General features: G+C 68.2%; 15 protein-coding genes and 2 pseudogenes. 6 read left to right on the forward strand and 11 right to left on the reverse strand.

All coding sequences use genetic code 11. The features are described from left to right. Positions 1 to 157 precede the first annotated feature (157 nt). The 3 genes from nthA to D3874_RS16835 are packed head-to-tail and all read left to right on the forward strand — an operon-like array spanning position 158 to position 1,861. Positions 158 to 796, forward strand: a complete 639-nt coding sequence (nthA, locus tag D3874_RS16825; RefSeq protein ID WP_119782334.1) for a nitrile hydratase subunit alpha — start codon at positions 158 to 160, stop codon at positions 794 to 796. Next, positions 793 to 1,455, forward strand: a complete 663-nt coding sequence (gene nthB / locus D3874_RS16830; protein WP_119779107.1) for a nitrile hydratase subunit beta — start codon at positions 793 to 795, stop codon at positions 1,453 to 1,455. The genes nthA and nthB overlap by 4 nt, the downstream gene beginning before the upstream one ends. Continuing rightward, complete coding sequence (locus tag D3874_RS16835; protein WP_199699105.1) at positions 1,442 to 1,861, forward strand: nitrile hydratase accessory protein; 420 nt, start codon at positions 1,442 to 1,444, stop codon at positions 1,859 to 1,861. Before nthB ends, D3874_RS16835 begins: the two co-directional genes overlap by 14 nt. Here the strand turns inward: D3874_RS16835 and D3874_RS16840 are convergent. After that, on the reverse strand, positions 1,858 to 6,015 hold the full coding sequence (locus tag D3874_RS16840; protein ID WP_119779109.1) for a translocation/assembly module TamB domain-containing protein: 4,158 nt from the start codon (positions 6,013 to 6,015) through the stop codon (positions 1,858 to 1,860). The two genes, D3874_RS16835 and D3874_RS16840, sit on opposite strands and share 4 nt — an antisense overlap. Before the next feature lie 16 nt (positions 6,016 to 6,031). After that, a complete protein-coding gene (locus D3874_RS16845) occupies positions 6,032 to 7,828 on the reverse strand; it encodes an autotransporter assembly complex protein TamA (RefSeq protein ID WP_158596075.1) in 1,797 nt (598 codons plus the stop codon). Positions 7,829 to 7,860: 32 nt separating this feature from the next. Here D3874_RS16845 and pyrD point away from each other — a divergent pair. Both pyrD and D3874_RS31640 read left to right on the forward strand, forming a co-directional pair. After that, a pseudogene (gene pyrD / locus D3874_RS16850) lies at positions 7,861 to 8,658 on the forward strand (dihydroorotate dehydrogenase (quinone)); the annotation flags it as partial. Positions 8,659 to 8,747: 89 nt separating this feature from the next. Continuing rightward, a complete protein-coding gene (locus tag D3874_RS31640) occupies positions 8,748 to 8,939 on the forward strand; it encodes a hypothetical protein (RefSeq protein ID WP_338016728.1) in 192 nt (63 codons plus the stop codon). Here D3874_RS31640 and D3874_RS16855 read toward each other — a convergent pair. The 7 genes from D3874_RS16855 to D3874_RS16885 form a co-directional block, all read right to left on the reverse strand. Beyond that, positions 8,926 to 10,134 (reverse strand): branched-chain amino acid ABC transporter substrate-binding protein, encoded by a 1,209-nt coding sequence (locus D3874_RS16855; RefSeq protein WP_119779111.1) that lies wholly within the window; start codon positions 10,132 to 10,134, stop codon positions 8,926 to 8,928. The two genes, D3874_RS31640 and D3874_RS16855, sit on opposite strands and share 14 nt — an antisense overlap. Positions 10,135 to 10,293: 159 nt before the next feature. Further along, positions 10,294 to 11,412, reverse strand: a complete 1,119-nt coding sequence (locus D3874_RS16860) for a branched-chain amino acid ABC transporter substrate-binding protein (protein ID WP_119779112.1) — start codon at positions 11,410 to 11,412, stop codon at positions 10,294 to 10,296. A gap of 136 nt (positions 11,413 to 11,548) precedes the next feature. Next, positions 11,549 to 11,896, reverse strand: coding sequence for a DUF6867 family protein (locus D3874_RS16865; protein WP_119779113.1), 348 nt, complete (start codon positions 11,894 to 11,896; stop codon positions 11,549 to 11,551). Then, positions 11,896 to 12,624, reverse strand: a complete 729-nt coding sequence (locus tag D3874_RS16870) for an ABC transporter ATP-binding protein (RefSeq protein WP_456306420.1) — start codon at positions 12,622 to 12,624, stop codon at positions 11,896 to 11,898. Before D3874_RS16870 ends, D3874_RS16865 begins: the two co-directional genes overlap by 1 nt. Then, positions 12,621 to 13,442: an ABC transporter ATP-binding protein gene (locus tag D3874_RS16875; protein ID WP_119779114.1), complete on the reverse strand. Its 822-nt coding sequence runs from the start codon at positions 13,440 to 13,442 to the stop codon at positions 12,621 to 12,623. Before D3874_RS16875 ends, D3874_RS16870 begins: the two co-directional genes overlap by 4 nt. Further along, on the reverse strand, positions 13,439 to 14,905 hold the full coding sequence (livM, locus tag D3874_RS16880) for a high-affinity branched-chain amino acid ABC transporter permease LivM (RefSeq protein WP_119779115.1): 1,467 nt from the start codon (positions 14,903 to 14,905) through the stop codon (positions 13,439 to 13,441). The genes D3874_RS16875 and livM overlap by 4 nt, the downstream gene beginning before the upstream one ends. A 2-nt stretch (positions 14,906 to 14,907) precedes the next feature. Next, positions 14,908 to 15,825, reverse strand: a complete 918-nt coding sequence (locus tag D3874_RS16885) for an ABC transporter permease subunit (RefSeq protein ID WP_119779116.1) — start codon at positions 15,823 to 15,825, stop codon at positions 14,908 to 14,910. Between the two features lie 362 nt (positions 15,826 to 16,187). Between D3874_RS16885 and D3874_RS16890 the strand changes: the two genes are divergently transcribed. After that, complete coding sequence (locus D3874_RS16890) at positions 16,188 to 17,954, forward strand: methyl-accepting chemotaxis protein (RefSeq protein WP_119779117.1); 1,767 nt, start codon at positions 16,188 to 16,190, stop codon at positions 17,952 to 17,954. Between the two features lie 51 nt (positions 17,955 to 18,005). On the opposite strand, the gene leuB is transcribed toward D3874_RS16890, so the two are convergent. Next, complete coding sequence (leuB, locus tag D3874_RS16895; protein WP_119779118.1) at positions 18,006 to 19,118, reverse strand: 3-isopropylmalate dehydrogenase; 1,113 nt, start codon at positions 19,116 to 19,118, stop codon at positions 18,006 to 18,008. Between the two features lie 127 nt (positions 19,119 to 19,245). Next, positions 19,246 to 19,856, reverse strand: a pseudogene (gene leuD, locus D3874_RS16900) (3-isopropylmalate dehydratase small subunit). Position 19,857 lies beyond the last annotated feature (1 nt).

Genomic DNA, 19,857 nt, shown 5'->3' on the forward strand with positions numbered 1-19,857 from the left:
TGCGGACAGTTGTCCAACCCGGGGGCGGGTGATGGCGAGGTAGTTACCCGGTCTTGTCGAAGCGGCTTGAGACATGTCGGAACCGCTGAAGCCGCATTCGACGAGGTGGTGCCAGGCATCCCAAGGCGTCGGGCAAGTGAAGGAGACCGATCCCACCATGTCACATGATCATGACCACGATCACGGCGCCGGCAGCCATCTGGACGACATGACCGCGCGGGTGATGGCGCTGGAGACGGTGCTGGCCGAGAAGGGCCTGATCGATCCCGCCGCCCTCGACGCCATCATCGACACCTACGAGACCAAGGTGGGCCCGCGCAACGGCGCGCGGGTCGTGGCCCGGGCCTGGATCGACCCTGCCTTCGCCGAATGGCTGGCCCGCGATGGGACCGCGGCTATCGGCTCCATGGGCTATACGGGCCGGCAGGGTGAGCACCTGCATGCGGTCTTCAATACCGATGAGGTGCATCATCTCGTCGTCTGCACCCTTTGTTCCTGCTATCCCTGGAGCGTGTTGGGACTGCCGCCAGTCTGGTACAAGTCCCATGCCTATCGGGCCCGTGCGGTGAGCGACCCGCGTGGGATCCTGGCGGAGTTCGGCCTTCATCTGCCCAAGAGCACCAAGCTCCGGGTGTGGGATTCCACCTCGGAGATGCGCTATCTCGTGGTGCCCCGGCGCCCGGAAGGTGCCGAGGGATGGGACATGGAGGCGCTGGTGCCGCTGGTCACCCGCAATTCCATGATCGGGACCGAGCTTGCCCTGTCTCCCGCCGCGCTGAAGGCGCCGCCGCCATGAACGGCCCGCAGGACATCGGCGGGCGTCACGGCTTCGGGCCCGTTGCGCCGGAAGCGGACGAGCCGCTCTTTCATGCTCCCTGGGAGAAGCGCGCCTTGGCGGTGACCTTGGCCGCCGGCGCCATGGGCCACTGGAGCATCGATCAGAGCCGCTGGGTGCGCGAGAACAGGTCGCCGGCCGAATATTACACCGCGAGCTACTACAAGCTCTGGATCCTTGCCCTCGAACACCTGCTCGTGGAGCACGGGCTGGTCCTGCCCGAAGAGTTGGCGGAGGGCCGGGCGCGCTTCGAAACCGTGCTCCCCAAGCGCGTGCTGAGGGCCGGAGATGTGGCCGCCGTCCTCGCCCGAGGCGCGCCGGTGGGCCGCGATCCCGGCCCGGTCATGCCCCGCTTCGCCCCGGGCGATGCGGTCCGCACCCGGAACCTGCAGCCCCACAGCCATACCCGCCTTCCCGCCTATGTGCGGGGCAAGGTCGGTTGCATCGAAGCGGTGCGGGGCTATCACGTGTTCGCCGATGCCAGCGCAGCGGGCGACAAGACCGTCGCCCATTGGCTCTACACCGTCGTTTTCGACGCCGGCACTTTATGGGGCGATGACGCTGTGGCGTCGGATACCGTCTCCGTCGACGCCTGGGAGCCCTATCTTGAGCCCGTCTGAGCAGAGCGTCCCCACCCCTCCGGCCAAGGCGGTGCCTAGTCTTCCCGTCGACGCGGACAGGCAGGCCTTCTTCGAGCCCTGGCAGGCCAAAGCGTTCGCGCTCACGGTGAGCCTCAACCAAGCCGGACTGTTCGCGTGGAACGAATGGACCGAAGTCTTCGCGGCAGCGCTTGCAACCACCGATGCGCCCATGGCCGGAGCGTGGACCGAGGCCTCTGCCCGGGCCTATTATCTCTGCTGGCTGGAGGCCCTGGAGCGGCTGATAGCCCGCCATGGCATGGCGGACGCCGCCACGCTCAAGACCGTCGCCGAAGCCTGGAAGCGGGCGGCGGAGGCGACGCCGCACGGCGCGCCGATCCGTTACGAGGCGCACCTTCCCGAGTCGGGCGGGCCGGGACGGCCCTAGTAGTCGAATTTGTAGTTGAGGCCGACGCCGGTGTTGTTCGCCTGGCCGATATTGCCTTCGACCGTGACGCGCGGATAGACCTCGACCTCGATATTGACCGAGCCCGAATCCGGCGTCAGGCCCTGCGAGAAGCCCAGGTAGACACCCTCGGCGACATAGCGCCCGGCCGACAAGGTACTGCCCGACAGGGCACTGCCGCCGCCCGAGCCGCTTGATTCCGTGTCGCTGGAGCCGACATCCAACCGGTCCAGCCCCAAGGCATCGCGGGCGCCGCCCAGCACGCCGCCGCCGCCCTTGCCCGAGAGTTCCAGCGCCGTCTGGCCCAGGCGCACCGCCTGGCTGGCCGACAGGTTGGAGACCGAACGGCCGAACAGGACGCGGCTGAGCACCTCGTCATTGGGCAGGGCAGGATCGGACGACAACTCGATCTTCAGGGCCGTCACCGGGCCGCTGATGGTGATGGTCGCCTCGACGTCGTCGGCAGGCGCCGAGGAGATGACCTTCAGTTGCGGCGGAGCGGAAAGACCGGAGGGGAAGGTCAGGGACCCTTCGGAAATCTTGAAGCTGCGGCCGGCCAGGGCATAGGTGCCGCGGACGACCTCGAAACCGCCGCGCACATCAGGCTTGGTGATCGGCCCCTGGACCTTGAGGGTTCCGCGCCATTCGCTGTCCAGGCCGCGGCCGCGCACGAAGAACTGGCCCGGCGCCGTGACCGTCAGCTCGATCCGGCCGATCTTGGGGGGTGCTGCCTCGCCCTCCTGCGCGGTCGGGCTCAACGCCTTCGGCTCGTCGGCCGCGGCCTTGGCCGGATCGCGCACCTCGACCACCGGCACCGAGGGCGGAATCTTCGAGGCGATCTCGATATCGCCGCTGCGGATGATGACGTCGCCCTTGATCTCGGGCGCCGTCAAGGTGCCGCCCAGGGCGACATCCAGGTCGCCCCTGGTGGTGGCAAGATCCAGGCGCGTGAAGCGGAAGCCCTGCGCCTTGATGGCACCGTTCAAGGCGAAGTCGCCGTCGGCCAGCCGGCTGCCCGCGCCCGAACCGCTCAGCTTGCCGCCCGAGCCGTCGTCGCCGCTCAAGGTCTCGATGGTCATGCGGTCATTGGTGAAAGCGACGGCAAGGGTCAGGTTGCGCAGTTCCAGGCCCGAGACGCTGTGCACCACCAGACCCTGGTCCAAGGTCAGGCGGCCGGACGGGCGCGGGGCGCCGAGCGGGCCGCTGACGGTCAGGTCCAAGGCCAGCTTGCCGCGGATCTGGTTCTCGCCGATCGGCAGGATCGGCGCCAGCCGCCGCAGGTCGGCATCGACCTTGGCCACGACGTTCATTTCGCCCTTTTCCGCCGGCAGGGGAATGCCGCCGTCGACCCGCACCGGCACGCTGCCGGTAACAACCAGCGTGGCCCCTATCGCGCCGCTGGTCTTCACGTCCAGCCGCGCGGTGTTGCCCGACCAGTCGATCTTGGCGTCGACGTCGATTTCGGGCACATCGGCGGCCGCGATATCGAGGCCGACGGAGGGCGGCGGCTTGATCTTGCGCGCGGCCAGGATCAGGGCACCGGTGTTGCCCTTGATGGTCAGGTCGATGTCGGCCGTGCCGGTGGGCAAATCGGCCTCGCCGGCCAGGGGCTCGAGATCAGCGAAATTGAAGCCCGCAACCTTGATCGTGCCACTGGCGGCGGCCCCCAGGGCCACGTCCCCGGTTATCCGCGCCTGGCCGAAGGCAAGGGCCAGGCCCTTGAGGCGCGTGGCCGCGCTGAGCGAAACCTCCAGCGGCTTCTCCAGGCGCAGCGGCGTGGTGCCCACGGCACCGTCCAGGCTGGCCAGGGTAACCCTTGCCGCGTCGCCCCCCTGGTAGCGCCCCTCGAGGCCCAGGCGCATCTCGGCCGGCAGCTTGCCCGCCGTGGCGATGTCGAAGGCGACATCGTTGAAGCTGGCCAGATCCGCCTTGAGCGACAGCGTATCGACCACCGTCGTGCCGCTGACGAGGTTGCCGACCTCGACCGTGGCCCTGCCCTTGCCCGCCCCCAGCAGATCGTCGAGCGTCGCCTTGGCGCCCAACTGGGCCACCGTGACACCGGCGGCGGCGATGCCGCTCCCCGCCAGCGTCACATCGGCCCCCTGCCCGCCATTGCGCGGCGCAATCGCCAGGTCGACCGCCAGGCGGCCGGCCAGCGCTTGCCCGGCCACGGCGGACAGGCTGCGCAGGTCGGCCGCGGTCAGCTTGATCGCCCCCGTGGCCAAGCCGTCCTCCAGGCCATAGGCGAGATCGCCGGCAAGCTTGGCGCCCAGCACCTCGGCCAGCAGGTTGGACAAGGTCAGCTTCTTGCCGTCGAAGGCGAGGTCGGTCCCCAGCCTGGTCGGATAGGCGCCGCCGGTGGTCAGGTCCAGGCGACCGGTGGAGGCCCCGGCCGGGTTGGGACTTGCCACCAGCACCAGTTGCGGATCGCCGAAGGCGGTGCCGCCGGCCGCCACCCCCGTCCCGTTCAGCTTGACGTCGATCACGGGGATCGTCGCCGTCCCGCCGATCGTCCCGTCGAGCACGATGCTGCCCGACAGGCCGGCGACGCCCAGCCGGGCCAGGTCATCGGCCTTGACGCTCAACACCGCCTCGATGGCACCGCTGAGCAGATCGAACTCGGCCTTGCCGTCGACCGTGGCCGCCGCCGTCACCACCGAGAGACGATCGAGCACCACCGGGCCGGTGTCGCTGTAACGGCCGGCCAGTGCCACGCGCGGCACCGGCCCCAGCAGGTGCGGCAGTTGGGCGTCACCCGCGATGTTCTCGCCGGTCACGGTCAGGTCGAAGGCCAGGTCCAGCGGCGTAATCGGCCCATCGACCTTCACCGCCAGTTGCCCGGCGCCGGCAAGCCCGGCCTGCGGCAGCAGCGAAAGGTCGGGCACCGAACCGTCGATCGCGGCGACTATGGTGGTAAAGCCGTCGGCCAGTGCCGCCGTGCCCTTGAGGGTAACGCCGGGCGCCACCACCTCGATCCGGCCGAAGGTGGCACTGCCGGCGGCGAGGTCGGCTGTGCCGACCAGCATCACACGGCCGGGCCGGAACGCGGGCGGTACCTGCGCCAGGGCCGCCAGGTCCAGGGCGGGATCGATGGTGACCGTGGCATCGATCGTCGCGGCGCTGCCGCCTGCCAACTGACCCTTGAGGGCAAGGCTCAACCCCTTGGCGCCGATATTGAGGTGCCGCAGGTCGATGACCTCGCCGGCCATCCCACCGGCAAGGTCCAGGCTGATGCCGTCGACCGCCAGCGGCGCCAGATCGGGCGGCAGGAACGGGCCAGGATCGGCCTTGGCCGTCAGCGCCAGGGTGATCGCGCCGTCGGCTGCCCGGCCCAGGGTGAGGCGTCCGTTGAGGCCGGCGCCGGCCGCGGCCGCTTCCAGGTCGGCGGCAAAGCCCGACAAGGGGCCTTCGCCCGCGAGGCGGACGTGGATGGGCCGGTCGGCCGGCAGCCCGGCCAGGCGCGAAATCGGCCCGCCCGCCGGATCGTCCAGCAGCAGCGACAGGGTCAGGTGATCGTCCTGCGGGCGATGACGGGCATCGATGTCCAGCCTGGTCGAGACCGCGCCGTCGATGGGCGCCAGGGCCAGGACAACGCCCGCCGTGCCGTCGCCCTCGACCCCGATATGGCCGCTCAGGGCAAACCGGGTCGCCTCGCCCGCCAGGGCCGGGCCCAGAATGATCTCGGGCACCGCCAGGCGGTCGAGGGCCAGGCCCTTGGGCAGTTGCGGCATGGTGAAGCCGGCTTCATCGGCCGGCGGTTCGGGCGCCGGCACGGTCGACGGGGCTGGCAGGCGGTCGAGGGCGATGCGCCGGGCTTCCACCCGTTCGACATGAATGCGGCCGCCCAGCAGGGCCCAGGGGTCGAGCGACACCACGGCGTCGTCGACGGTCAGCCAGATCCCTTGCGCGTCGCCCAGTTCCACCTTGGCCAGGCGCGGCCCGAAGGGCAGGCCGCCAGCCAGGCCGTCCAGCTTGATGGTCATGTCGGGCGAGGAGATCGCCGCCGAGACATAGTCACCCAGGGCGCGCTGCAGTGCGGGAATCTGCAGGGCGCCGATCAGGGCGAGCAGCAGGGCCAGCACGCCCCCCAGCGTGATGCCCAGCCATTTCAGGGTGCGGCGCAGGATGGGATACATGATGTCTCTCCTCGCCCTAGAACGCCTGGCCGATCGAGATATAGATCTGCACGATATCGTCGCTGTCGCGCTGGCCGATGACCGGGGTCGCGACGTCCAGGCGCAGCGGCCCGATCGGCGAGAGATAGCGCAGGCCGAGGCCGGCGCCGCCGAACAGGTCGGCACCGAAGTCGGGCGTCGATTCTTCGTAGACGCTGCCGAAATCGAAGAACGGGACGATGCCGATCTCGGGCGTCACGCGCCAGCGCATCTCGATCCCGCCGGTGAAGATCGACTTGCCGCCCGTCGCCTTGCCGTCGTCGCCCAGCGGCCCGGCGACCTGATAGCCGAAGCCGCGAATGGAATCGCCGCCGCCGGCATAGAAGCGCTTGTCCGCCGGCAAGGACAGGGTCGCGCCGCCGAAGGTCGCCCCGACCGAGCCGCGCAGGGCCAGCACATAGTCTTCCTCCCGGTCCAACGGCAGGTAGACCGAGGCCGTCGCCCGGCTGATGACGAAGGTACCGGCAGTGCCGGCCACGTCGTAATAGGGCGTCACCGAAAAGGTCAGGCGATGGCCCCGCGTCGGGTCCAGGGCATTGTTGGAAGTATCCTGGCGGGCAACCATGGGAATGCCGACCAGCGAGTAATCCTCGGTGCCGCCGGTATCGACGATATGGCTCTGCTCGAAGGTCAGGCCGCCCGAGAAGAACCATTGCGGCGAATAGCGCCATTCGAGGCCGCCGCCGATCAGCAGGGAGTCGATGTCGTAGGCGTCGAGCTGCTGCGACAGCGCCTTGACCTGGGCGACGAGGTCGACGCCGTGCCATTCGAAGTCGGGCTTGCGCGCCTTGGCTTCCAGGCTGTAGCCGTTCTGGGCGAAATCGCCCGTCACCCGCAGCGACTCGCGTCCGCCCAGCAGGTTGCGGTGTTCCCAGAACACGCGCACGCCGGCGCCCTCGCTGGTCGAATAGCGCAGGCCGCCGCCGATGGTCCGCGGCTTGCCTTCCTCCAACTTGATCGAGATCGGCGCGGCGCCGTCCGCCGCCGGGCGGTCGAGATCGATCGTGACGGTGCGGAACAGGCCGGTCTCGACGAAGGCGCGGCGGGTCTCCTCGACCTCGTCCATGTTGACCGTGTCGCCTTCCTTCCAGGTGACCAGCATCCGCGCCGGCTTGTCCTTCAGCCGCTCCAGCCCCTCGAACCGCACCGGGCCATAGGTCACCAGCGGACCGTAGTCGATCGCCCAGGTGACGTTCACCACGCGCGCCGCCCGGTCCAGCACGGCGTCGCGCCGGGCCACCTTGGCAAAGGGACGGCCGCGGCGGCCCAGGTCGGCGAGGATCGTCCCCTCGGTATCGAGCACCGCCTGGGCGGTGTAGGGCTGGCCCGGCTTCAGCGCCATAAAAAGGGTATTGGGCGACAGGGCGGGGCCCAGCGGCACGCCGCCGGGATCGGTCAGGGTGACGGCGCCGACCTCGTAGCGGCTGCCCGCCTCGACCCGGATCTTCACCGGCACCGGGGCCTGCTCCTCGCCCAGTTCGACATCGACCGCGGCATCGTAATAGCCGTAGGCGTTGAGAATCTGCCGGATCCGCTCGACATCGCCGCGAACCCGGGCCCGCAGGGCGGTGACGCTGGGCGGCGGCTTGTCGCCCAAGGTGATCAACTCGCTGGTTTCGCCGAACAGGGACTTTGTCGTGTCGTCGGGCAGGCCGCTCAGGTCGAGCTTATAGGGGACGTCGGCCCGGGCGGGGGCCACGGCGAGCGCAAGCGCGGCAACCAGCAACGCCAGCACACCACCCCTGCGGCGGCCGGTGGCCGCCAAGGCTTTCACGCGGAACCGCATTCCGCTAGCGTCCCCTCATCATGCGCAACACCTCTTCCGCCCCGTTGGGTTGGTATCGCCTGGCTTGGCCGATACTCAGGCACCTCGATCCCGAAACCGCCCACGGCCTGGCCCTGGGGGCCTTGCGCCGGGGCTTGCTGCCGCCTTGCGGGCGTGCCGACCCGGCTCGTCTTCGCGTCACCGCGATGGGCATCGCCTTCGCGAATCCGGTCGGCCTGGCCGCCGGCTTCGACAAGAATGCCCTGGCAGCGGACCGCGTGTCTCGCCTGGGATTCGGTTTTGCCGAAATGGGCGGCGTCACCCCCAGGCCGCAGGCGGGCAATCCTCGCCCCAGACTGTTTCGCCTGGATGACGACCTGGCGGCGATCAACCGCATGGGCTTCAACAATGACGGCGAAGCGGCGATTGCCGCGCGCGTGCGGGCGCGGCGCCGGCCGGGCTTGCCCCTGGGGGTGAACCTGGCCAGCAATACCGAGTCGGAGGCGCCGGCCGAGGATTTCGTTCGCCTGGTCCACACCTTCGCCCCCATCGCGGATTATTTGACGATCGACGTCTCGTGTCCCAACACCAGGAACGGCAGGCTGTTCCAGGATCCGGCGCGGCTGGACGATCTGCTGCGGCGCCTGCTCGAGGCGCGCGGCAGCCTGCGCACGCCGATGCTGGTCAAGCTCGCCTCGGACCTGTCACAGGCCGAGGCCCTGGCAATCGCCGAGGTCACCGTCCGCCACGGGCTGGCGGGCCTGGTGATCGCCAATACCAGCGCCGCCCGGCCCGACAGCCTGACGTCGCCCAAGAAGGCGGAACGCGGCGGCTTGTCCGGCCGGCCGATCTTCGAGGCCTCGACCGCCCTGCTTGCCGCCGTGCGCCGCAGCGTCGGCCCGGCCCCGTCCTGGTCGGGGTCGGCGGGGTGTTCAGCGGCGCGGATGCCTATGCCAAGATCAGGGCCGGGGCCAACCTGCTCCAGCTCTATACCGCGCTGGTCTTCCGCGGCCCGCCGGTGGTCGCCGCGATCAAGCAGGAACTGGCCGCCTGCCTGGAGCGCGACGGCTTTGCTAGCGTTGCCGACGCGGTCGGCGACGGGGCGGCTACATCGCCGTGAGCTTGCCGCCCTTCCAGACATAGTAGACCACGCCCGGCTTGGTCAGGTCGCCCTTGGCATCGAAGGCGACATCGCCGATGACGGTGGGGAAGCTGTGGGAATGGATCGTCGTCGCCAGGCCGGCACCGTCGATCGCCGCGGCCGGATCCGGCTTCAGCAGCGGGCCCAGGGCGGCCGAGAGCACCTGCGCCGCCGCAAAGGTGGTCAGGACATAACCCGAAGGGTCGTGACCGGCCTGGGTCAGCCGCTCGATCGCCTTGGCGGCGGTGGGATAGTCCAGCGGGTTGCGGGCAAAGGTGATGATGGTGCCATCGGCAGCGGCGCCAGCCGCCTTGGCATAGTCGGGGCTGGCCAGGGCGTCCGGGCCTAGGATGGTCGCGGTCACGCCCGCCTCGCGCAGGGCCTTGACGAAGCTGCCCGCCGTCGCCGGCTCGGCCGCCACGAAGACCACACCCAGGCCGGCGCTGCGCGCCTTGGCGGCGGCCTGCTTGGGCGACAGGGCCGGCCCCAGCACCAGGTCGGCCGCCGCGTCGCCCAGTTCGAGCTTGGCCAGGCCGGCCTTGAACAGAAGGCTCAACTGCTGGCCATAGAGGGTGCCGTCGCGGACCACGCCGAATTTCTTGCCGGGCAGGGTCTGCTTGATCAGGGCGGCGGCGATCAGGCCCTGGTAGTCGTCGCGCCAGACGCTGCGGAAGATGCCGGTTCCCTGGCCGGCCGCGCCGTCGGTCAGGCGCGGATCGGTCGAACCCGGCGTCACCATCACCACCTGGGCCGGGGCATAGATGGCATAGGCCGCCTGGCTGGCCGCCGAGCAGAAATGGCCGATCACGGCCACGACCTTCTCGGCCACCAGGTCGGCCGCCGCGGCGCGCGCCCGGTCGGGATCGCAGCCGTCGTCCTTCTCGATCAGGGTGACCTTGCGCCCCTCGACACCGCCGTTGGTATTGATCACCTCGACCGCGAAGCGGGCACCGATCTGCATCTGCTGGCCGAACGCTGCCTGCGGCCCGGTAAAGGGCCCCGCCAGGCCGATGACGAGAGGGGGCAAGTCGGCGGCGGGCGGGGTGGTGGCGGCCGTGCCGGCGCCGGCGGTATTGCCCGGTGCCGCCTGGCGCATCACGCTCTGGGTCCAGAACCACGCCGCCACGGCGGCCAGCACGAGCACGGCAACAAGAACCAGCACCAGCTTCCGCATTACCCGTGCTCCTGCGAGGAGAATACTTCCGGCACGCTAGTCAGCCCCCCGATTCGACGCAACCGCGACTGGCCCCAACCCGCCGGCTTCTGCCCTATTGCCAAACAAAAGGCCCGGCGGTTTCCCGCCGGGCCTTGCATTCAGCTGTCGAGAGGCCGCTTACGGCTTCTCGGCGTAGGCGCCCTTGGACCAGATGTACATGACGTATTCCGGATCCTTGACGTCGCCCTTGGCATCGAAGCCCAGGGTGCCGAGGACGGTCGGGAAGGTGTTCGCGCGGATGTATTCCGACACTTTCTTGGTGTCGACGCCGCCCGAAGCCTTCACGGCACCGGCGAAGACCTGGATCGCCGCGTAGGTGTAGAGGGTGTAACCTTCAGGGTCGTAGCCGGCCGCCTTGAACTTGGCCACCACGTCCTTGGCGGTGTCCTTGTTGCGCGGGTCGGGTGCGAAGGTGAAGAGGAAGCCCTCGCCTGCCTCGCCGGCGATCGACCAGAACTCGGCAGTGTTCTGCGCATCGCCCGAGATGAAGGTCGCCTTCAGGCCCTGTTCGGCCGACTGGCGGATGATCAGGCCCGCCTCGGTGTGGTAGCCGCCGATGTAGACGACTTCGACGCCCGCGGCCTTCAGCTTGGAAACCAGGGCCGAGAAGTCCTTGTCGCCCTGGGTATAGGCTTCGTAGACGGCCGGCGGGGCGCCCAGTGCTTCGAGGCCCTTCTTGGTCTCGTCCGCCAGGCCCTTGCCGTAGGCCGACTTGTCGTGCAGGACGGCGACCTTCTTGCCCTTGAAGTTGGTCACGATGTACTTGGACGCGGTGGCGCCCTGGTAATCGTCACGGCCGCAGGTGCGGAAGATGTTGGTCCAGCCCTTGACGGCGGCCTCGTCGGTCAGCGCCGGGTTGGTCGAGGCGGGCGACATCTGCAGCACGTTGTTCTCGTTGTACACGGCCGAGGCCGGGATCGACGAGGACGAGCAGAAATGGCCGGCCACGAAGACCACGCCCTTGTTCACCAGGTCGTTGGCGACCGCCACGGCCTGCTTCGGGTCGCAGGCGTCGTCGCCGACTTCGAGCTTCAGTTTTTGGCCATTGACGCCGCCGGCGGCGTTGATGTCGGCAACCGCCTGTTCGGCACCGCGCTTCATCTGCTCGCCGAAGGCTGCATACTGGCCGGTCATCGGACCCGCGGTCGCGATGGTAATGTCAGCATAGGCGGCACCGGCCACCGTCAGGCTGGCGAACAGGGCAACGGCTGCGAGCCCGGTTTTGAGCTGCTTCATGCGATCCTCCGATATTCTCCCCCGACGCGCCCCCGGGCCGACATGGCTGGCGAGTGACACGCCGCGAGGCAAGAGCCTAGACACAACAACACGGGGCACGCAACGGGGCGCATGCTCGAATCATGACAAGGCCTGATCATTCAGGCGATCGATCGCGCCAGCCCAGCGGCCCCGCCGGCTCGTAGAGCCAGGGATACTGGCGAACCATCTTGGCCGCCAGCGTCAGCCGATGGCCCAGCACGGCATAGCCCGACAGGATCAGGCCGTCGAGCAGATAGCCCTGCAACGACCACAGATGACCCGAGAACAGGCCCCAGTGCAGGAAGCGGTCGAATACCGCAACGCCGAAACCGGCCGCGACCGCCATCCAGGTGGGGCGCCAGCCCTCGGCCACGCCCTGCCCGGCCAGGAAGCTGCACAGGCCGAACAGGCCCAGGGTCAGGCCGATGAAGGGGCCCAGCGTGGTGTCAAAGATCTCTTCCATCAGTGGGCCCCCTCGAGATAGGCGGCGCGAACTTCCTCGTTGCCCAGCAATTCGGCGGATGTCCCGCCCAGTTGCACCTTGCCGCTGGCCAGCACGTAGCCCCGGTGGGCAAGCTTCAAGGCATGATAGGCATTCTGCTCGACCAGGAACACCGTGACCCTCTGGGTTGCGTTGATCTCGCGGATCACCTGGAAGATCTGGCGCACGATCAACGGCGCCAGGCCCAGCGACGGCTCGTCGAGGAGAAGCAGGCGCGGCCGGCTCATCAGGGCGCGGGCGATCGCCAGCATCTGCTGCTCGCCGCCCGACAGCGTGCCGCCGCGCTGGTTCTGGCGTTCCTCCAGGCGCGGGAACATCTTGTAGACACGGCCCAGGTCTTCGTCGAAGAAGCGCGGATCGGTCACCACCGCGCCCATCTTCAGGTTCTCCAGCACGGTCATGCGGGCGAAGATGCGACGCCCCTCGGGGCTTTGCGCGATGCCTAGGCGCATGATCTGGTGCGTGGGCAGGCCGGTGATGTCCTGGCCTTCGAAGGTGATGCGGCCGGCGCTGGGCTTGGGCTTGCCGCACATCGACATGAGCAGGGTCGACTTGCCGGCGCCGTTGGCCCCGATCAAGGTGACGATCTCGCCCTCGTAGATCTCGACGTCGACCCCTTTCAGCGCCTCGATCGCGCCATAGGACGCGCGCAGGCCCTCGATTTTCAGCATCGGCGGGACGGCACTCATGACGCCACCTCGTCGGGCTCGGGCTCGCCCAGATAGGCGCGGATGACGTCCGGGTTGGCGCGGATCTCGGCCGGGTCGCCTTCGGCGATCTTGCGGCCGTAGTCCAGCACGACGATGTGGTCCGAAATGCCCATGACCACGCTCATGTCGTGTTCGATCAGCAAGATCCCTGCCTTGGATTCGTCGCGGATATAAAGCAGCAGGGCATTGAGTTCCGCCGACTCCCGCGGGTTGAGGCCGGCCGCCGGCTCGTCCAGGCACAGCAGCGCCGGGTCGGTGCACATGGCGCGGGCGATCTCCAGCCGGCGCTGATCGCCGTAAGGCAGCGAGCCGGCCGGTTCGTCGGCCCGCGCGAGCAACCGGGTACGGTCCAGCCAGAACCGCGCCTTCTCAACCGCGTCGCGCTCGGCATGGCCATAGCCGGGCCAGCCGACCAGGCCCAGCAGGCTGTAGCCGCTGGCCAGCATCAGGCGGTTGTGCTGGGCCACCAGCAGGTTTTCCAGCACCGACATGCCGGCGAACAGGCGGATGTTCTGGAAGGTGCGCGCAACACCGGCGTGGCGGGTGATGCGGAAGTCGTCCAGCCGCTCCAAGAGCAGCGCCTTGTGCCCGCCGGGCCGGGTCAGGGTGAGGCGGCCGACGGTGGGCTTGTAGAAGCCGGTCAGGCAGTTGAAGACCGTGGTCTTGCCCGCCCCGTTGGGGCCGATCACCGCGGTGATCTGGCCCGACTGGGCCGCGAAGGACACGTCGTTGATCGCAACCAGGCCGCCGAAACGCATGGTCAGGTGTTCGACCTGCAGCAGGGGCGCACCGGTCATGGCCGCGCCCCTCCCCGCTTGTGCAGGAAGATGGTCGGGTCGCGGTGGGAGAGCAGGCCGCGCGGCCGCCAGACCATGATCAGCACCATCCCTAAGCCGAACACCAGCATGCGGTATTCGGCCAGGCCGCGGAACGCCTCGGTCAGGCCGATGACCAGCAGGGCCGCCAGGGCGACGCCCAACTGGCTGCCCATGCCGCCCAGCACCACGATCGCCAGGATCATCGCGGATTCGGTGAAGGTGAAGCTTTCCGGCGAGACGAAGCTCTGGGTCGTGGCGAAGAACGCGCCGGCGAAGCCCGCGAACATCGCGCCGATGGCAAAGGCGGTCAGCTTGGTATTGGTCGGGTTTATCCCTAACGCCCGGCAGGCGATCTCGTCCTCGCGCAGGGCTTCCCAGGCGCGGCCCACCGGCAGGCGCCGGATGCGGATGGTGAAGAGGTTCACCACGAGGGCCAGCACCAGGATCAGGTAGAAGAAGAAGATCGAGCGGTGCAACGGCGAAAATTCCAGCCCGAACAGTTGATGGAACGCTGTTACCCCCTCGGGCGCATTGCGGGAGAAGGGATAGCCGAAGAAATTCAGCCGCGGGATCGAGCCGATGCCGTTGGGCCCGCCCGAAAAGCTGGACCAGTTCAGCAGCACGATGCGGATGATCTCGCCAAAGCCGAGTGTCACGATGGCCAGATAGTCGCCGCGCAGGCGCAGCACCGGGAAGCCCAGCAGGACGCCGAAACTGGCCGCCAGCAGGCCCGAGATCGGCAGCGCCTCCCAGAAGTCGAAGCCATAGGTCTTGGACAGGATGGCATAGGTATAGGCCCCGACCGCGTAGAAGGCGACGTAACCCAGGTCGAGCAGGCCGGCCAGCCCGACCACGATGTTCAGGCCCCAGGCCAGCATCATGTAGGTGAGCACGCGGATCGCGGTGTCGAGGATATAGCTGTTGGCAAAGGGCATCATCGGCAGCAGCACCGCGCCGACCAGCAAGGCGGCGCCCAGGCCCCGGCTCACCAGGCGGCGCAGGCGCGCGGCCCGCAGGTCGTCGTCGTCGCGCGCGGCAACCACCACCGCACCGCGCTGGGCGCGCACGATGGCCAGCGTCCCGCGCAGGGCCAGGGCCGCCCCGGCGGCGATGGCCAGCACCCGCAGCAATTCGCCAGGCCAAGGCACGACGAAGCCGGCGACCAGCAGGGCAGCCGCCAGGCCCAGCGACGGCACGGTCATGCCCCGTTCGCCCAGCGCCAGGCCCAGCCTGGCGAAGAACAGCAGGACGATGGCCAGCGCCACATCCGAGAAGCGGAAGTTCAGGGTCAGGGCACCCCCTTGGTCCACCGTCTGCAGGCCGACAATGGGGCCGGCCAGCGCCATGCCGACAAGGGCAACCAGGGCCGCGTCCTTCAGCGCGGCAAGCAAGGGGGTGGCGGGCGCGGCGGCGGCGGTCATGGCGGGATCGGCAACCGTCATGATCACACCTTCTCGATCTCGGGCCGGCCGAGCAGGCCGCTGGGCCTGAAGATCAGCACGAAGACCAGGATCGTGAACGCCGCCACATCCTTGTATTCGACCGAGAAGTAGGCCGACCAGAGCGCCTCGATCAGGCCGATCAGCAGGCCGCCCAGCACCGCGCCCGGCAGCGAGCCGATGCCGCCCAGCACCGCCGCGGTGAAGGCTTTGATGCCGGCCAGGAAGCCGATGTAGAAGTCGATGACGCCGTAGTAGAGGGTCACCATCAGGCCCGCGACCGCGGCCAGCGACGCCCCCATGACGAAGGTCATGGAAATGGTGCGGTCGACATCGACCCCGATCAGCGAGGCCATGGTGCGATCCTGCTCGCAGGCCCGCTGGGCCCGCCCCAGGGTGGTCTTGGTAATCAGATAGGTAAAGCCGGTCATCAGCGCGATGGTCAGCAGGACGATGAAGATCTGCAGGTAGGACAGGGTGACGGTAAAGCCGTCGGCGCTGGTCATCACCTCGAAACCGCCGCGGATCACCGGCTTGATCGGCTTGGGCCGCGCGCCCTGGGCGATCTGGACATAGTTCTGCAGGAAGATCGAAACGCCGATCGCCGAGATCAGCGGCGCCAGCCGGAACGAGCCGCGCAACGGCCGGTAGGCGACGCGCTCGATCGACCAGCCGTACAAGGCCGTGATCGCCATGGCGGCCAGCAGTACGACAGCCAGGGCCAGCGGCACCCAGGTGATGCCGATCAGGCCCATCAGGATGATCCCGATCATCGAGACGAAGGCACCGACCATGTAAACCTCGCCATGGGCGAAGTTGATCATGCCGATGATGCCGTAGACCATCGTGTAGCCGATGGCGATCAAGGCGTAGACGGAGCCGAGCGTGATGCCGTTGATGAGCTGCTGAACCAGATATTCCATGCGCTCAGGCCCCCGTTTTCAAGCGCCGCGCGAGCGGCTGCGATAGTAAACGGGAACAGTAACGGGTGCGCCCCGCCGCCGCTTCGATCCGCAAATTCCAACCCCCAGGCTGCTTGCCCATTGCAAGAACGTTAGCGTCCCTTGCCAGCCGCCGCAATGCGGCTTCGGGCTTGTCCCGGGACAATCGCCGGGAATGTCGCGTGCAGGGACGAGCGGTGCCGCTGTGGTGAAAGTGGCTGCTGCGCCTGCGACCAAAGTAGCCCGCCCCCGTTTACCGATTCTTATAAGCCCCGGGGCCAATGTCTTCCCAAACGCCAACCAGGGCGGTTTCACATCGATCATTTTGAAGGGCAGCGCCACCGATGCGGGTCAGGGCCAAGATCTATACCATTGTCGCCGTGCTTGGCCTGACCGCTGCTGCCATCGCCGGGATCGGTGTTCAGGCGATCCACGGCCTGGGCCAGGAATCCAAGCTGCTCGAAGAAGCGGGCAAGCGCGCGCTCTACGCCGAACGGCTGGACAAGCTGGTGACGGCGGTGGTGATGGAATCACGCGGCATCTATGCCTCGGAGACGACCGACCAGGCCCGCCCCTTTGCCCAGAACCTGCGCCAGGACCTCGACCTGATCGATAAGCTCTTCGTGGAATGGGCGCCGATCGTGCCGGAGAAGACCCGCCCGGTGCTCGAGGCCCTCATGGCCCAGGCGGCCGAATTCCGCAGCTTCCGGCTGGAAACCGCACGGCTGGGCACGGAAGTGAGCCCGGCCGCCGCCAACGCCCAGGGCAATACCGAAGCCAACCGGGCCAACCGCAAGGCCTTCCAGGCACAGATCAACGGCGCCCTGGAAAAAATCCTGGCCGATCTGAAGCGCATCGAGGTCGAAACCAGCGACTATGCCGATGAGATGCGGCTGCTGTCCCTCGCCGTCGGCAGCGTCGGCCTGCTGCTGGGCGTCGCCATCGCCGTGTTCATCGGGACGCGCCAGTTGGCGCGGCCGCTGGGCGACGTCACCGCGACCTTGAAGGCCATGGCCGAGGACCGGCTGGAGGTGACCGTGCCCCAGCGCAAATCGGCCGACGAGATCGGCGAAATCTGGACGACGGTCGAACACTTCCTGGCCCGCCTGCGCGAGGCGCGTGCCGCCCGGGCCAGCGAAGAAGACCACCGCCGCCGCGAGGACGCGGCGGAAGGCGCCCGGCGCGAGGCGGAACGCCAGGCCCAGGCCGCGGAACAGCAGCGCATGGCCGACGGCCTGCGCCGGGCCGAGGAACAGGCCCAGCGCGCCAGGGAACTGGCCGGGGCGGTGAGCAATTTCGAGGCGTCGATCGCCGAGGTCATCTCCACCCTTTCCGCCGCCGCCGACGAGTTGAGCGCCAATGCCGGGGTGCTGACCGGGACCGCCCGCGACACCACCGAACGCGCGACCTCGGTCGCCGCCGCCGCCGAGCAGGCCTCGACCAACGTGCAGACCGTCGCCAGCGCGACCGAGGAACTGACCTCGTCCTCCCGCGAGATCGGCCGCCAGGTGCAGCAGTCGGCGGAACTGTCCAACCAGGCGGTTTGCGACGCGCAAGACGCCACCGGCATCATGCAGGTGCTGGAACGCGGTTCCGACGCCATCGGCAATGTGGTGAAGCTGATCCAGGATATCGCCGGCCAGACCAATCTCCTGGCCCTCAACGCGACGATCGAGGCGGCCCGCGCGGGCGAAGCCGGCAAGGGCTTCGCCGTCGTCGCCTCGGAAGTGAAGAGCCTGGCCAACCAGACGGCGAAGGCGACCGAGGACATTACGGGGCAGATCGGCGAGATCCAGACGGCAACGGGCAAGGCGGTCGACGCCATTGCCCGCATTTCGCGCCAGATCTCGGACATGAGCCTGGTCTCGAACACGATCGCCAGCGCCGTCGAGCAGCAGATCGCGGCGACCTCGGAAATCGCCCGCAACGTCGAGCAGGCGGCGCTGGGCACCAATGAAGTCTCGTCGGCGATCCAGGAGGTGCAGACCGTGGCGACCGAGGCCGGCGGCGCCTCGTCCCAGGTGCTCGTCTCGGCCGGCGACCTGTCGCGCCAGGCGGCCCGCCTGCGCCAGGAAGTCGACCGCTTCCTGGTGACCGTCAAGGCGGCTTAAGACCCTTCGTCATCCCGGCGAAGGCCGGGATGACGCTTGTGGGTTACAGCGTTACGCCGCCAGCTTGTCCAGAGCGCGGACGATCGACTCGCCCATGACGCTGGTCGAGACCTTGGCCATGCCGGGCTGCATGATGTCGCCGGTGCGCAGGCCCCCGGCCAGGACATTCTCGACCGCCTTGTCCAGCAGGTCGGCTTCCGTCCCCAAATCGAACGAATAGCGCAGCGCCATGCTGAACGACAGCAGGGTGGCGATGGGATTGGCCATGTCCTTGCCCGCGATATCGGGGGCGGAACCGTGCACCGGCTCGTACATCGCCTTGCGCTTGCCCTTGGCATCGGCCGCCCCCAGCGAGGCCGAGGGCAGCATGCCCAGCGAGCCGGTCAGCATCGCCGCGGCGTCCGACAGGATGTCGCCGAACAGGTTGTCGGTGACGATGACGTCGAACTGCTTGGGATTACGCACGAGCTGCATGGCGCAGTTGTCGGCGTACATGTGCGAGAGCTCGATATCCTTGAATTCGTGGTCGTGGACCCAGGTCACTTCCTCGCGCCACAGGATGCCCGACTCCATGACATTCGCCTTCTCCGACGAGGTCACCTTCCTGCCGCGCTTGGCCGCAATGTCGAAGGCGACACGGGCGACGCGGCGGATTTCCTCGGTCGTGTAGACCTGGGTGTTCACGCCGCGGCGCGAACCGTCGGGCAGGGTCTCGATGCCGCGCGGCGTGCCGAAATAGACGCCGCCGGTGAGTTCCCGCACGATCAGGATGTCGAGGCCGCGGACGATCTCGGGCTTCAGGGTCGAGGCGTCGACCAGGGCGTCGAAACACATGGCCGGGCGCAGGTTGGCAAACAGGCCCAGTTCCTTGCGCAGGCGCAGCAGGCCGCGCTCGGGCTTCACGGCGAAGGGCAGGCTGTCCCACTTCGGGCCGCCCACGGCGCCCAGCAGCACGGCATCGGCTTCCTGGGCCAGCGCCATGGTCGCGTCGGTCAGGGGCACGCCATGGGCATCGATCGAGGCGCCGCCGGCCAGACCGTCTTCCAGCGCGAATTCGACACCGCGCTTCTTGGCGTACCAGTCGATGACACGGCGAACTTCGCGCATCACCTCGGTACCGATGCCGTCACCCGGCAGGATCAGCAGCTTGCCCTTGGTCGCCATGGGGATTTTCCTTTTGGTTCTGTAACTTTTACCGTCATTCCGGCGAAAGCCGGAATCCATGGCAGGGCAAGGCGCGCTGGATCAACATGGATCCCAGCTTTTGCTGGGATGACGATGTTGATGGTGGTTAAGCGTAGAGCCAGGGGGAGGAGAGCTTCTGGCGTTCCTCGAACGTATCGATCGCCGGCTTCTTGACCAGGGTCAGGCCGATGTCGTCGAGGCCGTTCATCAGGCAGTGCTTGCGGAAGGGATCAACGTCGAACTTGATCTTGCCGCCGTCCGGGCCGCTGATCTCCTGGTTCTCCAGGTCGATCGTCACAGTCGCGTTGGCGCCGCGCTTGGCGTCGTCCATCAGCAAGTCGACCTGTTCCTGGGGCAGGACGATCGGCAGGATGCCGTTCTTGAAGCAGTTGTTATAGAAGATGTCGGCGAAGCTGGTGGCGATGACGCAGCGGATGCCGAAATCGAGGATCGCCCAGGGCGCGTGCTCGCGGCTGGAGCCGCAGCCGAAATTGGCCCCTGCCACCAGGATCTCGGCCTTGCGCCAGGCCGGCTGGTTCAGCACGAAATCCGGCTTTTCCTTGCCGTCATCGTCGTAGCGCATCTCGGCGAACAGGTTCACGCCGAGCCCGGTGCGCTTGATCGTCTTCAGGAACTGCTTGGGATGATCATATCGGTGTCGATATTGATCAGCGGCAGCGGCGCCGCGACGCCGGTCAGCTTCTTGAAAGCCTGCATG

This window comes from Oleomonas cavernae, from assembly GCF_003590945.1.
Classification (GTDB): domain Bacteria; phylum Pseudomonadota; class Alphaproteobacteria; order Zavarziniales; family Zavarziniaceae; genus Zavarzinia; species Zavarzinia cavernae.